The organism is Beijerinckia sp. 28-YEA-48 (genome assembly GCF_900104955.1).
Taxonomy (GTDB): Bacteria; Pseudomonadota; Alphaproteobacteria; order Rhizobiales; family Beijerinckiaceae; genus Terripilifer.
On sequence record NZ_FNSI01000001.1, the window covers coordinates 4937170 to 4951272 of the forward strand.

10 protein-coding genes are annotated in these 14103 nt (G+C 61.9%); 3 read left to right on the forward strand and 7 right to left on the reverse strand.

What is annotated here, in order from left to right:
- Window positions 1–110: 110 nt before the first annotated feature.
- From BLW50_RS23130 to BLW50_RS23140, 3 genes are all read left to right on the forward strand, one after another.
- Window positions 111–620 carry a VOC family protein gene (locus BLW50_RS23130; RefSeq protein WP_090707091.1) on the forward strand — a complete coding sequence of 170 codons (510 nt, stop codon included), beginning with the start codon at window positions 111–113 and terminating at the stop codon, window positions 618–620.
- Window positions 621–685: 65 nt separating this feature from the next.
- Window positions 686–1888 (forward strand): alpha/beta fold hydrolase, encoded by a 1203-nt coding sequence (locus tag BLW50_RS23135; RefSeq protein ID WP_244544360.1) that lies wholly within the window; start codon window positions 686–688, stop codon window positions 1886–1888.
- Between the two features lie 27 nt (window positions 1889–1915).
- On the forward strand, window positions 1916–3112 hold the full coding sequence (locus BLW50_RS23140; protein ID WP_090709567.1) for an FAD-dependent monooxygenase: 1197 nt from the start codon (window positions 1916–1918) through the stop codon (window positions 3110–3112).
- A gap of 95 nt (window positions 3113–3207) precedes the next feature.
- On the opposite strand, the gene ybaL is transcribed toward BLW50_RS23140, so the two are convergent.
- The 7 genes from ybaL to BLW50_RS23175 form a co-directional block, all read right to left on the reverse strand.
- Window positions 3208–4944, reverse strand: coding sequence for a YbaL family putative K(+) efflux transporter (gene ybaL, locus BLW50_RS23145; protein WP_090709568.1), 1737 nt, complete (start codon window positions 4942–4944; stop codon window positions 3208–3210).
- 171 nt (window positions 4945–5115) lie between these two features.
- Complete coding sequence (locus BLW50_RS23150) at window positions 5116–5598, reverse strand: hypothetical protein (RefSeq protein ID WP_090707094.1); 483 nt, start codon at window positions 5596–5598, stop codon at window positions 5116–5118.
- 63 nt (window positions 5599–5661) lie between these two features.
- Complete coding sequence (locus BLW50_RS23155; protein WP_090707097.1) at window positions 5662–7503, reverse strand: ABC transporter ATP-binding protein; 1842 nt, start codon at window positions 7501–7503, stop codon at window positions 5662–5664.
- 37 nt (window positions 7504–7540) lie between these two features.
- On the reverse strand, window positions 7541–9601 hold the full coding sequence (locus BLW50_RS23160; RefSeq protein WP_090707099.1) for an FAD-dependent oxidoreductase: 2061 nt from the start codon (window positions 9599–9601) through the stop codon (window positions 7541–7543).
- Window positions 9602–9902: 301 nt separating this feature from the next.
- Window positions 9903–10961 (reverse strand): ABC transporter substrate-binding protein, encoded by a 1059-nt coding sequence (locus BLW50_RS23165; RefSeq protein ID WP_090707101.1) that lies wholly within the window; start codon window positions 10959–10961, stop codon window positions 9903–9905.
- Window positions 10962–11045: 84 nt separating this feature from the next.
- The gene (locus BLW50_RS23170; protein WP_090707104.1) at window positions 11046–12233 is read right to left on the reverse strand and encodes a M29 family metallopeptidase; all 1188 of its coding nucleotides are present in this window, start codon (window positions 12231–12233) and stop codon (window positions 11046–11048) included.
- Between the two features lie 87 nt (window positions 12234–12320).
- Window positions 12321–14063 (reverse strand): ABC transporter permease, encoded by a 1743-nt coding sequence (locus tag BLW50_RS23175; protein ID WP_170850315.1) that lies wholly within the window; start codon window positions 14061–14063, stop codon window positions 12321–12323.
- Window positions 14064–14103: the final 40 nt, after the last annotated feature.

The window sequence follows — 14103 nt, forward strand, 5'->3', positions numbered from 1 at the left end:
CGGCAATCTGCCAACACAGCGGCCGATAACACGAACGGGCGAGGAGCGATCAGACACACCTTGTCCGCCATTGTGGCAGTTCGTTGCAGCAAGCGTGGTGAGGATCTCCGATGACCCGTTCGATCCAGCAGTATTATCATTTCGCCTATCCCTGCCGCGATGCGGAGGAAACGCGCCACTTCTACGAAGACGTTTTGGAACTGCCGCTGGTGCATTGCATGCAGGTCGATGCGGTGCCGAGCTCCGGTGATAAGGGGCCTTACGCCCATATCTTCTTCGAGCTCGCCGATGGCTCCTACATCGCTTTCTTCGATCTGGGCAAAAACGAAATGCCAGCGCCCTCGCCCAACACGCCGAAATGGGTGCAGCATCTCGCCATGCAGGTGGCGAATGCCGACGATGTGTTGAAATACAAGAAGCGGCTGGAAGCGGCTGGCATCGAAGTGTTGGGCCTCGTCGATCACGAGTTCATTCAGTCGATCTATTTCTTCGACCCAAATGGCCTGCGCCTGGAAATCACCACCCGCACCGAAGCGCCGGGCTTTCTGGAGAAGGCCGCCGCCGAGGCGCATGAAGAACTGGCGAAATGGTCGGCGTTCAAGAAAGCGAACGCGCACTAGCCCTTCAGCCCAGTGGCAGTTGATCCGGCGCGCTGTAGCGCGCCTTTTTGATACGGAGAAGTCCTTTGTCCGAAGCCCCGTTGCGTTGCGTGTGGGATCGCGTGCCGATCGTTCTGTCTTTCGCCGAACAGGTGAAAATGACCGAGACCTATGGCTTTGTCGGCAGCCAAGGCCGCACCGTGCTGGAGGGACAGAGGCTGCTGCCGCGTGATCGTCCGTCGGACACGGTCTATCTGTTCATGCACCCGACCTCGACCCTGCAACTGCTGCCGATGCCGACATCATTGGCCGATGCTGGCCTGCATGTGATGTGCTGCGGCAGCCGTTATGCCAAGAACGACAGCGCGCTGATCATGGAGAAGGTCGCTTTCGATCTTGGACAATATATCCGCCACGCGCGCGAGGTGCTGGGATATCGCAAGGTGATCCTTGTCGGCTGGTCGGGCGGCGGCTCGCTGTCGCTGTTCTATCAGGCGCAGGCCGAGAAGCCGTCGATCACGCATACGCCGGCTGGCGATCCTTATGACCTGACGGTGACGAACCTGCCGCAGGCCGACGGCATTATTTTCATCGCCGCGCATCTGAGCCGCGCCGAAACGCTGACCGAATGGCTCGATCCGTCGCTGACGGATGAATTGCGGCCCGACATGCGCGATCCGGAATTCGACATCTATGCACCCAATGCCGTGCATAAGCCGCCGTTCAGTGCTGACTACATCGCTCGCTTTCGCGCCGCGCAGCTGGCGCGCAATCGCAAGATCACCGACTGGGCGCGCGATACGCTGGATTTTCTGAAGCGCAAGGATGATGGCGAGATGGAGCGCGGCTTCGTCGTCCATCGTACCATGTGCGACGTGCGCTGGATCGACCCCGCCATCGATCCCAACGACCGCAAGCCGAACTGGACCTATCTGGGCGATCCGCGCATCGTCAATGCCGGGCCAGCCGGGCTGGCGCGCTTCTCGACCCTGCGTTCCTGGCTGTCGCAATGGTCCTATGATCTGTCAAATGCCAAAGGCCCAATGAACGCGGCCAAAATCACCGGCGTGCCGGTGCTGCAGATCGAAAACAACGCCGACGACGCGGTGCCGGCCACCCACAATCCGGCGATCCGTGAGGCGCTGGCGACGAAGGACAAGGAATTCATCCAGATCCGACATGCGACGCATTATTACCTCGGCCAACCGGAACTGCTCGCGCGCTGTCTCGAAACGGTGATCGACTGGAGTCTGCGCAAGCAATTGCTCGAACGTCGGCCCACGGTCTGACTGCCTGAATTGATGAATGGATTGAATATGTCGAAGCAACTCAACATCGCCGTGGCCGGCGCCGGCATCGGCGGCCTCATCGCGGCGCTCGCCCTCATCCGCAAGGGCTATGACGTCACGGTCTATGAGCAGGCGCCGGAATTGCGCGAGCTTGGCGCGGGCTTGCAGATCAGCGCCAATGGCACGCGCATTCTGATCGCGCTCGGCCTGCGCCAGGCAGCGGAAAAGATCGCCTGCGTGCCCGAAGGCAAGGAGGTGCGTCTCTACAGCACCGGCCAGACCTGGAAGCTGCTCGATCTCGGTGATGCTGCGGTGAAGGAATTCGGCGCGCCCTATTGGATGGTGCACCGGGGCGATCTGCACACGCTGCTGATCAATGCGGTGGAGGCGGCGCGTCCTGGCGCGATCAAGCTCGGTCACAAGCTCACCGACCTTGAGCAGGATGGATCGGGCGTGCGTATCGGCTTTGAGAATGGCGCGCGCGCAACGGCCGATGTGCTGGTTGGCGCCGATGGCGTGCATTCGCGCGTGCGCCAGCTGTTGTTTGGCGATCTGCCGGCGCAGTTCATGGGCGTTGCCGCCTGGCGCGGTCTGGTGCCGATGGAACGGTTGCCCGTGCATCTGCGTCGGCTCGTTGGCAGCAATTGGGTTGGTCCCGGCGGCCATGTCATCACCTATCCGGTGCGCGGCGGCTCGATCCTCAATTTCGTCGCTGCCATCGAGCGCGACAACTGGGCGGTGGACTCGTGGACGGAGCGCGGCACGATCGAAGAGTGCGCCGCCGATTTCGTCGGCTGGCATGACGACATTCAGGCGATGGTGCGCAATCTGGAAGTGCCCTACAAATGGGCGTTACTTGGCCGCGAGCCGTTGCAGCAATGGGCCGTCGGCCGCGTTACCCTGCTCGGCGATGCCAGCCATCCGACTCTGCCGATGCTGGCGCAGGGCGCCAATATGGCGATCGAAGACGGCATGGTGCTGGCGCGCTGCATCGAGGCTGATGCGGATCCGGTCGCGGCGCTGAAGCGGTTCGAGGTGGCGCGGGTAGCGCGCACATCGACGATCGTGCATCGCTCGACGGAAGCGGCCAAGCGCTTCCACAATCCGGAACTGGGCAATGCGGAAGGTGCGGCCGCTTATGTCGATCGCGAATGGACCAGCGAGAAAATCGATCAGCGCTATCGCTGGCTGTTCGAATATGACGCGCTGACCGTGCCGGTCTAACGGAAACAGGCGGCGGAAACGCCGCCTGTAATCCAGAGCATTTTCAAGCGAAGTGGATGCCGGTTCGCGTGAAGAAAATGCGTTAAACGAAAGCTCTATGCGGCCGTCGGGGGCGCCGCTGGCGCCGGCAGCAGCACGTCGGCGATCATGCCGTTGGCGATCTCATCCTCGCCGACGATGATCTTGTGAGCGCCCAATCCGCGCAGGTGATCGACCGCTTCCTGGGAATGAGCGCGGGCGATGACGCGGATCGCTGGATTAACGGTGCGGGCGTGCTCGATCAGGTGACCAGCCTCGAACGGATCGGGAATGGCCGAGAGCAGCCAGCGGGCGCCGGGCAGGTTGATACGCTCAAGCAACGGTTTTTCGCCAGCCGGCCCGACGAAGGTTTCGATGCCGGCTTTCGTCAGCTCCGCCACCTGTGACGGCTCTTCTTCGATCACCAGGAAGGGCACGCCTTTTTCGCGCAGGGCGCTGGAGATGCGGCGGCCGACACGGCCATGGCCCACGAGAATGGCGTGGCCTGTCAACTCCGTCGGCTTTTCCTCGGGCACTTTCGGCGCTGGTGGTTGCGCGACGGGCGCCGGCTGCGCTTCCGGCTTTGCCAGCTTGTCCTCGTTCTGGGTGTAGCGATCGAGCCACATGAACAAGAGCGGATTGACGAAGATCGACATCAGCGCGCCGGCAACGACGAGATCCCGAGCGATGCCGGGCACGATGGCGAGCTGTGCCCCGAGCACAATAAGGATGAAGGAGAATTCGCCGATCTGCGCCAGGCTGGCGGAAATCGTCAAGGCGACGTTCTTCGAATAGCCGAAGGCGCGCACGATCAGATAGGCGGCGACCGACTTGCCGACGACGATGGTCAGGAATGTGCCGATCACCGCTAAGGGCTGGTCGAGCAGCACCTGCGGGTTGAACAGCATGCCGACCGAGACGAAGAACAGAACGGCGAAGGCATCACGCAGCGGCAGAGTTTCACGGGCCGCCTGGGTGCTCAACTGCGATTCCGCCAGCACCATGCCGGCGAAGAAGGCGCCGAGCGCGAAAGACACGCCAAACAGTTCGGCCGAGCCGAAGGCGACGCCAAGCGCGATGGCGAGCACCGACAGGCGGAACAGTTCACGCGAGCCGGTATGCGCGACGTAATGCAGAATCCAGGGAATGACCTTGCGCCCGACGATCAGCATCAGGGCGACGAAAGCCGCGACCTTGACGCCGGTTAAGGCGAGCTTGCCACCCAAAGTGGTGACGCCGAGCCAGGCGGCGAGGCCCGCTTCATTCGCACTGGCGGCCGGATGGCCGCCGAGAAGACCGGCGAGGGGCGGCAGCAGCACCAAGGTGAGGACCATCACCAGGTCTTCGACGATGAGCCAGCCAACGGCGATGCGGCCGCGCTCGGTCTCGATCAGTCGGCGATCTTGCAGCGCTTTAAGTAGAACTACGGTGCTAGCAACCGAGAGGGCGAGGCCGAACACGAGACCGGCGCCGACAGACCAGCCGAGCGTATAAGCGAGGCCCATGCCGATCAGCGTGGCCGCGAGAATCTGGCCGATGGCGCCGGGCAAAGCGATGGCGCGTACCGACAGCAAATCTTTCAAGGAAAAATGCAGGCCGACGCCGAACATCAGCAAGATGACGCCGAGTTCGGCAAGCTCGGTCGCTAATTGTTGATTGGCGACATAACCAGGCGTGAAGGGACCAATAACGACGCCGGCTAAAAGATAGCCGGCAATGGGGGGTAATTTGAAGCGCTGGGCGAGCAGGCCGAAGATGAAGGCAAGCCCTAAGCCGGCAACGATCGTGGCAATAAGCGGCGTATCGTGCGTCAGGGGCAACCTCCGATGGGATCGATATGGGTATGGGGAGGCGGCCCGCGCCAGCGCCGACCACCGTATTTAATATGGTGGCGGATCAAGACGATGCAATGGCATTTTTGCGCGCAAATGCGCGCAGCGGCGATTTCGCGCCAGCTTTTCGCACTATGGTTACAGACGGTCCTCTTATCGGAGCGGGCGAAAGTGCCGGATCGCCTGAACCAGCAGGATCAGGAAGATGATCAGCAGAACGCCCTGGGCAATGGCGAAGGGCGGTTCCGATTGGGTCGGCGCCAGCGCCTGCAGCGCATGCACCTTCAGGAAAGCCTGAGCGACGAGCACGAACAGCAGAAAATACTGACCGAGCGTCACGCCTGCCGCATAGATCCAGCGCCAGGCGCCGGCATAGTGGAATGTGTAACGCGCCAGAACGGCCAATATCAGCAGGATGGTCGACAGGATGCCGACCGCGTGCGACGGCAGGAATTGCGTTGCCGGCAGAAAGAAGCCGGTGATGTTAGTGGCCAGCGCGGTGACGAGGAAGGTCGTGGTCCAGGGATCGTCGGCGCGCGACTGCAACAGGTCACGAATGACGGGAAAGCCGGCGATGATCGCCACCAGGCTGATGATCGTGTGCACCCATACGAATGGCGTCAGATTGAGGTCCATGGCGCGCCCCCCTGGGCGTTCGAGACGGTCTTATATTGTCACGTTCCTGACGGGCTGGCGACTTTAACCGTCCGAAAGCGAGGCCTCAGGGCTGTCGCTGCCCTGCTGCTGGGTGCGCCACAGATGGGCATAACGGCCGTTGCGGGCGATCAGTTCGGAGTGGGAGCCGGCTTCGGCGATCCGGCCGTTCTCCAGGACGATGATCTTGTCGGCGCCGGTCACATTGCTCAGGCGGTGGGTGACATTGATGACGGTGCGTTCGCGGGCAATCCGCTGCAAGGTGACATTGACCGCCGCCTCGGCGATGGCGTCGAGCGCGCTGGTCGCCTCGTCGAGCACGAGGATGGCGGGATTGCGCACCAGGGCGCGGGCGATGGCGATGCGCTGACGCTGGCCGCCGGACAAGCGGCCGCCGCGTTCGCCCACCACCGTCTCGACTCCCTCCGGCAAGCCCGTCACCGCCTCCCAAACCTCGGCGGCGCGCAGAGCATTTTCGACTTCCTGGTCGGTCGCATCGGCCTTGCCCATGCGGATATTGTCGCTGATCGAGGCGTTGAACAAAAAACTGTCCTGGAAGACGATGCCGATCTGGGCGCGCAGAGAATCCTGCGTGACGGCGCGGATGTCCTGGCCGTCGATAGCGACGCGGCCTTCCGTCGGATCGTAGAAGCGCATCAACAGATTGAGGATCGTACTCTTGCCCGAGCCGGAGCGGCCGATGATCGCCACATAGCTATTGCGCAGCACATCGAAGCTGGCGTTTGCCAGCACGGTTGCGCCGCCGGGATAGGCGAAGGTGACATGTTCGAAGGCGACGCGATCGCGCATCGGCGTCAGGATCGTCGCGGTTTCGGCATCGGTGAGGCTCGGCTTTTCTTCGAAGATCTCGCTGAGATGCTGCATCGAGCCAGTGGCCTGCGCCAAGGTCGGCACGAATTGGGTCAGGTTGGTCAGCGCATAGCCCATAGAGACGAACATGGATTCGAAGGCGACCAGGGTGCCGATCGTAATCTCCTCCGTGTAGGCCCAATAGGCGCCGAGCACGATGATGATGATGTGGATGACATAGACGCCCATATAGGCGGTGCTCTCAGCGAGCGCGGAGAAAAAATACACCCGGAAAGCATTGGCCATCCAGTTGAGATTGAGGCCGCGAAAATGCGCGCTCGAGCGGCCGTGCAACGCGAAGGCCTTGATCACGGGCTGCGCCTGCACGTTTTCCTGCGCGGCGGACAGAATATCGGCTTCCTGCGTCCGCTTGTCGTAAGACAGGGCGAAGGCTTTGCGCGAGAATAGACTGGGGCCAGCGAGGATGACTGGAAAAATCAGCAGGCCGATCAGCCCGAGCCAGACATTGAAGTAGAACATCAGGATGGTCGAGTAGATCACCTCCAACAGCGGCAGCGCCAGCCAGGGGATCATCTGCACCAGCATGGTTTCGCTGGCGACGATATCGCCGGAAAAGCGCGACAAGATGTTCCCCGAAGGCGTGCGCTGAAAGAATGGCATGGGCAGGCGCTGGATCTGCTCGAACAGGGCGATGCGCAGATCCTTCACCACATTCGAGAAGATGCGCGAATAGAGATAGTCATTGCCGATGGAGATGACCGAGACGACGATCGCCGCGATGCTGAGAAAGATCAGGACGAAGACCAGGGCGTTCCAGTCGCGTTCGATCAGGCCCCGGTCGATGAGATATTGGGTGGCCAACGGGAAGGACGCGTTGAAGACCGTCTGCAATGCCAAAAGCGCCAGCACGATGCCGAGCTGGCGCCGATAGGGCACGAGATAGGGACGCAGGAAGCGGAACATGAAGCTGAAATCGCGGGCGTTGATCTCCGCGTCAGGCTCCTCGTCCTCAAGATAGTGGGAGATATCTTCGGACGAAGGTTTCATGTCAGTCATGGACCTGGCTCCCGCGCAGGCGCAGCCGGCGCGGGCCTCACTTGCCAGTTGGCTTGCTGTAGAAGCACATGCGCATGGTCTTGGCGTCCGGGTACCACGGGTAGTCACCTTCGTTCGACTGGCATTCGATGCGCCAGACCTTTTTTAGCACCTTTGGGTCGTTGATGGCCATGCGGAAACCGTTCTTCATGAACCGTTCCGACCATTGCCAGGCGGTCATCAGCGACTGCACGCCGTCGAAAAGCTCGTGGTATTCGATCACTTCCTTGGTCATGTCGGAGGTAATGCCGCCGAAAAACACGCCCTTGCGCACCACCCGGAACAGTTCGCTGATGGCTTGGTCGAGGTCTTCGTCGGGCAGGTAGCACAGGCACGTGTCATAAACATAGTCGAAGGCATTGTTTTCGAAGGGCAGGTTGCGGACATCGCCGAGGAAGTTGCGGTGCTTCCATTTTTCCAAGGTCCGCGCATGAATATGGGCGGAATTCTCGATGCCCCAGCATTCGATGCCGATGCGGTCGAACAGTTCGATGGTGATGCCGGTGGCGCTGCCGACGTCGAGCAGCTTGTAGGGTGCTTTGTCGCCCCAGATCACCTTGATCAGATCGGCATTGTAGTTCTCGTCGAAATATTCAGCGTAGGATTCTTCGTAGGTTTTGTCGTGGGCATAGGCGTCGTGATAGTCGGCGCCAAGCGCGTGCGCATTGGCCGCCGACGGCGCCAGCTCGTTGCCGTCGGGCCTGTATTTTTGATCGCGCAATTCCGTCATGATGAGGTCGGTGGCGAAATCGGCGGAGTCATAGGTGGCGTTGACGGTGGAGTCGAAAATATAGTCGCCGACCGTCAGGAGGCCGGGATGTTCCGACGGCTCGGGGCGGTGGCGCTGCAGGAGATCATGGGCCGGATTGCCGCCGGGCAGGGCGTTGACCGTGCCGACCCAGCGCTGCACATAGCCTTCGAGCAACAGGTCGCGACCCTCGGCGAGCGGTTTCGGCAGCGAGTCGATCACCCGGTCGATGATCTGCTGATCGCTGAGGTTGGTCATGGCCAGGGCGGCGGTGCCGGCGATCAGCCAGCCGAGCGAGCCATATTTCTTGCCGGGATGGCGCGAAGCTTCGTCATAGAGGCAGGCGCCGCCGAAGACGTCCTGCATGAAATAGGAGCCTTTGACCTTGGAACGCCAGAACGGTTCCTTGAACAGGCAGCTGACGCGCAGATAGTGCGCTGGATGATCATAGTGGGCGAGATGGGCGTCGAGCGCCGTGCGCAGCTTGCGGCCATCGAAGTCGATATTCTGCAGCCAGTAATTGGGCAAAGCAAAGACCACATAGTCGAAATCGCGATGCGTGGTCTTGCCGCTGTGCCGATACCATAGGCGGTAGCGTTCGCCCTCCTTGGCGACCCTCGACACCGGCGCGTTCTTGACGACTTCCGCCGCCGTGGTTTCGGCCAGCCGTTGCACCAGCCTCTCGTTGCCGCCGACGATCGAATAGAGCCGCAGATATTCATCGTGGTCCATCAGCACGTTCTTGGCGCCGTTCATCGCATTGGTGAGATGCGGCGATACGGCGACATCGGTGTGAACGGCCGTGGCGATATAGCGGCGGGCGGTCTCGTCGGGGATCGTATCGAGGATGTCGCCGAAGGTCTTTGTCGACCAGGGATGCTTGTTGTCGTCGCGCCAATAGCTTTCGTAATAATTTTCGGCACTGATCTCGCGCTCACACATATCGTGGAAGTCGTCGATCGCGGTGAGTGTCTCAGGGCCGAGCTTGCGACGGATGTCGCCATCGGTGTTGAGGATCTTGTCGCCGAGGATGACGGTGTCGCCGCTCATCGGCACGGTGAGCAGGCCGAGACGTTCGGCCAGTTCGCGCACCGGATCGGAACCGAATTGCGAATAGTCATAAAGCTCGGCGACGCCCGCTTCATAAAGCACCATGGGCGCGCTCTTGAACGTGCGGGTCACCAGCTTGCCGCCCAACCGGTCGGATGCCTCGAAAATGGTCGCCTGGCAAAGGTCGCCACATTTATCTGCAAGAATCTGGGCGGTGAACAAGCCCCCTGGTCCACCGCCGACAATCGCCACCCGTTTCATCGAACACCTGACTGGTTGGAATCCTGTTCAATCGTCTTAGGTGCGAGATCCCCCAACCCCGCTTGGTACCTATGACATGCTATTGGCGTGCCGCGTTCTCACGAGCTTGTTCTCAGGCACGCTATTCTTGACGTCAATTTGTAGCAAAGAGCTGCGGTGTCCTGTCAATGCAGCCAATCATGGCCGCCAGGACACGCCATCCGATGATACGCTTGCCAAGATAATCGCTTGCTGAGGATGGGCAGCAATTGGGCAAGTGGGCCGGCGGGATGGCCGCCGGCCGCTTAAAAGATCGGCAAGCTCAGCGCGCGCCGCGCGTGCTCATGATCTTGTTATAATCGGCGAGTAGACGCAGGAAAGTGGGATAGTCCGTCAGTGGATATTCGGAGAGCTTGCGCCCTGCCACCAGCTTGGCCGCGTTGGAGCCTTCGACCCTGGGATTGCCACGGCCGGTGGCGGCTTCATAGGCATCGGCGCCATCGCGGCCGGCGAGCCAAGTAGCCAGCACTTGCGCACCTTCCGGATTGGCGCTTTTTGACACGCAGCACGTGTAGAGCGTGCTGATGGCGACCGGATCGGTGAAGGCGAACTCGACCGGCGCGCCGGCCGCCATCACCGGCAAGGTTGAGTGGGTGAGCCCATAGCCGACTTCGATCTCACCAGTGCCGATTTCCTGCGCTAGCCGATAGGTGGAATCGTAGAGTTTCGGCTGCATGGAGACGAATTTCTGCAGGTGGGCGCGCACGTCTGCTTCGCCCATCAGATGGGCCATGCTGACGTAGACCGGGGTGCGCAGCCAAGCTCCCGCCTTGCCGGTCCAGCGTGGGTTGGTGAGATCGCTGAGGCTTTTGGGCCGGTCGGCCTCGGAAACCTTTTGCTTGTTCCAGACGATGACGCCGATGGCCGAGGTGGTTGGCACCATGAAGGGCGAGACCACGGAGGCCTGCGCCACGCCAAGGGCCGCCCAGTCCGGGCGCACGAGCAGGCCGCGCTGGTCGAGCACGGCGAATTGCGATTGATCGCCGGTGAGAACGCCGGCTGGTGTGCCGCCGGCCTGGGATTCTTGCACCACTTTGGCGGCCAAAGTGCCGCCGCCGGTGTCGCGGATGAACTCGACCTTGATGTCGGGCCAGGTCTTGTTGAAGGCGGCGATCACCTTGGCGATGGCGGCTGTGTCGGAGCTTTCCGACCAGACGACCGGCGGCTTTTTGGCGGCGATGGTGGCGAGATCAGCCAGCGCCTTGGGCGCGGCGCCCTGGGCGCGGGCGCTGTTGAGCGGCGTTGTCGCCAATGTTGCGCTTGCCAATGTTGTTCCTGCCGCCGCGACGAAGCCGCGCCGTGACATCGACGGATATGACATGTTCCCCCTCCCTTTATTGTTGATCTGTCCCTCTGGAGAGAGCGGCCCGAGATCCCTCCGATCCGGAGCCGCCCGCTAATTTGGTTAGACCGGGAACTGTTCGAGCAGTTCGAGCGGGTCGCCGTAACGCTGCGCGCATGCGATGACTTTCGGGTCGCGCAGCGATTGCAGGAAGCCATCTTCGATCAGGGTGCGATTGCCGGCGGTGACTGTCGCGTCGAAGGTGACGAGATCCATATGCACGTGCGGCTCTTCCCAATTGGGCATCATGCGGCGCAGATATTCGCTTTCCTTCAGGCCGTTGATGCCGAAGTGCAGCGCGCCGGGCGAATTCGGTCCGGCCGGATAGATGTCGAAACGCGGCGCCTTGGGATTGTGGCCGCAGCCCAGTTCCTCAAGCGTGCCGCCGATGAGGAATTCGCGCAGCACGGCGGCTTCCTCGCTGTCGCCATGGACGGCGACGACGCGATCGTCCTTGAATTCGACGCCGGGCGGGTCGTCGAACGGCTTGTCGAAGCCGACGCCCCATTGCGCATAGATGACGCCATTGATGCCGACCTTGTGCTCGGGATCGTTGCCGAACATGAAGGGGTCATAAAGATTGGGGCCATGGGTGGGCATGTAGTGGACATAGCAGCCGTCCTCATTGGCGTAGTTGTGCCCACGCCAACGATTGTCCTTCTTCATGCGCTCGCGCATGTCGGCGCTGAACGGCACGCGGAAATCGGTGCCGCGCTGATCGGTGATGCGCATGTCGAAGGGGCCGTGTTCGGGATAGAGCCGGGACGTGCCGCGCACCAGTTCGCCGACGATCTCGATGGGGAAGCGCGCCTGTGGCGTGTGCCACAGATCGATATTGCGGAAGAAGGTGATCTTGACCCAGCGCTGGCCCTTCTTGCGGCGCAGGTTCTGGCAGAACGGATCGAACACCGAGGCAAACCAGGTCGAGACGACGAAGGTGGCCCGTTCCAAAAGCGCTTTCGCCTCGTCGGGCACGACGACATAGCGGGTCGATTCACCCATATAGGAAATGAAGCTGGCGCCGCGCGCCTTGCACAGGCCCTGCACGGTCTGGAGGACGCGCGGGTCGAGCAGCGGATCGGTGAGCATCACCACATGGTCGCCGGCGCGAATGCCGAACACCTGGTGAAAATTGTCGAGCGCCTGGATGTATTCGGCGGTCGTGGCGGTGCCATAGTCGACCGGATAGGGCAGGCCACGCCGGGTCTTCGACTTCATGATGTCGGCATTGGTGTTTGGAATACGCACCATCGTGTTCCTCCCTAGATATCTTGCCTCGACGCTTGCCTTGATATTCTGCCTCAAGGACGTTGGCATGAAGTCTATATTGGTGTGCGCTCAGGTGGAAGTGCGGCGAGCGGCGATGGCTTGCAGGAGATGGGCGACCGCCAGCAGTACGACGAGCCCAAAAACGAACCAGACCGCGACGGCCGCCGTTTTCGCCGGCTGGCCTTGCGTCCAATAGGCAAACAGCAAGGTTGGCAAAGTGGCGTTGTCGCGGCCCTGAAGCAGCAGGGCGGAGCCTAACTCACGCAAGGAATGGGCAAAAACCCAGATCCACACCGCCGCGAGCGCCGGCAGAAGCAAAGGCGCAACGACACGCCGCAGGGTTGTGAACCAGGCCGCGCCCGCCATTCGTGCAGCTTCTTCAAGGTCGGTATGCAATTGATACATGGCGGCATTGAGGGCACGCGAGCCGTAGCTGAGAAAGACGGTGGTGTGGGCGATGGCGATGATCCAGATCGTGCCATAGATGCGCAGCAGCGGCACCGACAGATAGACATAGATCAGCGCCGTGGCGATCAAGACGCCGGGAAAGGCCAGCGGCATGAAGGCGAGGATGTCGATGATCTGGCGTCCGGGCGCCTTGGTGCGCACCACGACCCAGCCGACAAGCAGACACAGAAGTGTCACGGCGCAACTGGCGACGAGCGCGATCACCAGCGAGTTCCCCAGCGTCCGGCCGATCACCGGATCGCTCAGGAAGGCGATGTGATTGGCCAGCGTGATCTGCTTCAGCGCGTCGAGCGAAAAGGCCATCTGATAGGGCAGCAGGCTGGCCCAGATGATCGCCAGGATCGGCGCGACGATGGCGATTGCAACGAATAGGGCGATGCCGATTTCAGCGACGATGCGGCCGCGGCCAAGTGGGATGACGCGGTGGCGCGAGGTCTTGCCGGTGACGGTGACGAAGCGGCCGGCGGCGCGCATCAAGCGTTGGTAGAGCAGGCACAAAGCTACGAGCGCGGCAGCAATGATGATGGCGATGGCGCTGACCTGGCCATACTCGGGCAGGCCGGTCGGCGCGTGATGCAGCAGATCGTAGACATGGGTCGAGACTAGAACGATGCCGACCGGATGGCCGATGGCGCCGGGAATGTCGAACACGACCAGGCTGACGATGAGGAGATAGATGGCGGCGCCAGCCAGCGCTGGCAGCAGGAGCGGCAGCACGACGCGGCGCAGCATCTGCAGGGACCCGGCGCCCGACATCAACGCCGCCTCTTCCAGCGCCGCATCGATCTTGCGGAAGGCCGGCACCATGATCAGGAAGGCCGAGGGCGCGAGCGACAGACCCTCGACGAAGATTAGCCCGCTCATGGTGTAAATGTCGAAGGGCGGAGCCGTGAAGCCGAAGATCTGCACCAGCGCCAGATTGACGATGCCGGTGCGTGGGCTGAGCAGGATCGTCCAGGAAATGGCCATGATGAAGGGCGGCATCGCCATGGGCAGGATCATCAGGGCGCGAACGAAGCCGGCGCCACGGATGTCGGTGCGTTCGACCAGCCAGGCGAGGCCGGTGCCGATGACCAAAGCGAAAACGCTGGAGCCTATGGCGAAGTGCAGGGTGCGGGCGAACAGGCGCCAGAGGTCCGGATCGCTCCAGGCGGTGACGATATGGTCGGTGGTGAAGCCAGGGTCGAGCAGGAAGCCCGTGGGCCTGAAGGCGCAGACGAGCAGGATGACGAGCGGCACAACCACCAGCCAGAACAGCGGTAGCGCCAGCAGCACTGTCGGCAAGGCGTCTGTGCCGAAGCCGCGCCATCGTCCCGCGGCGCTCGCGCCTGCCTCAGCAGCCATGCTTGTCGACCGTGTCCTGTCCGTTTCCGCAGCCTGCGTG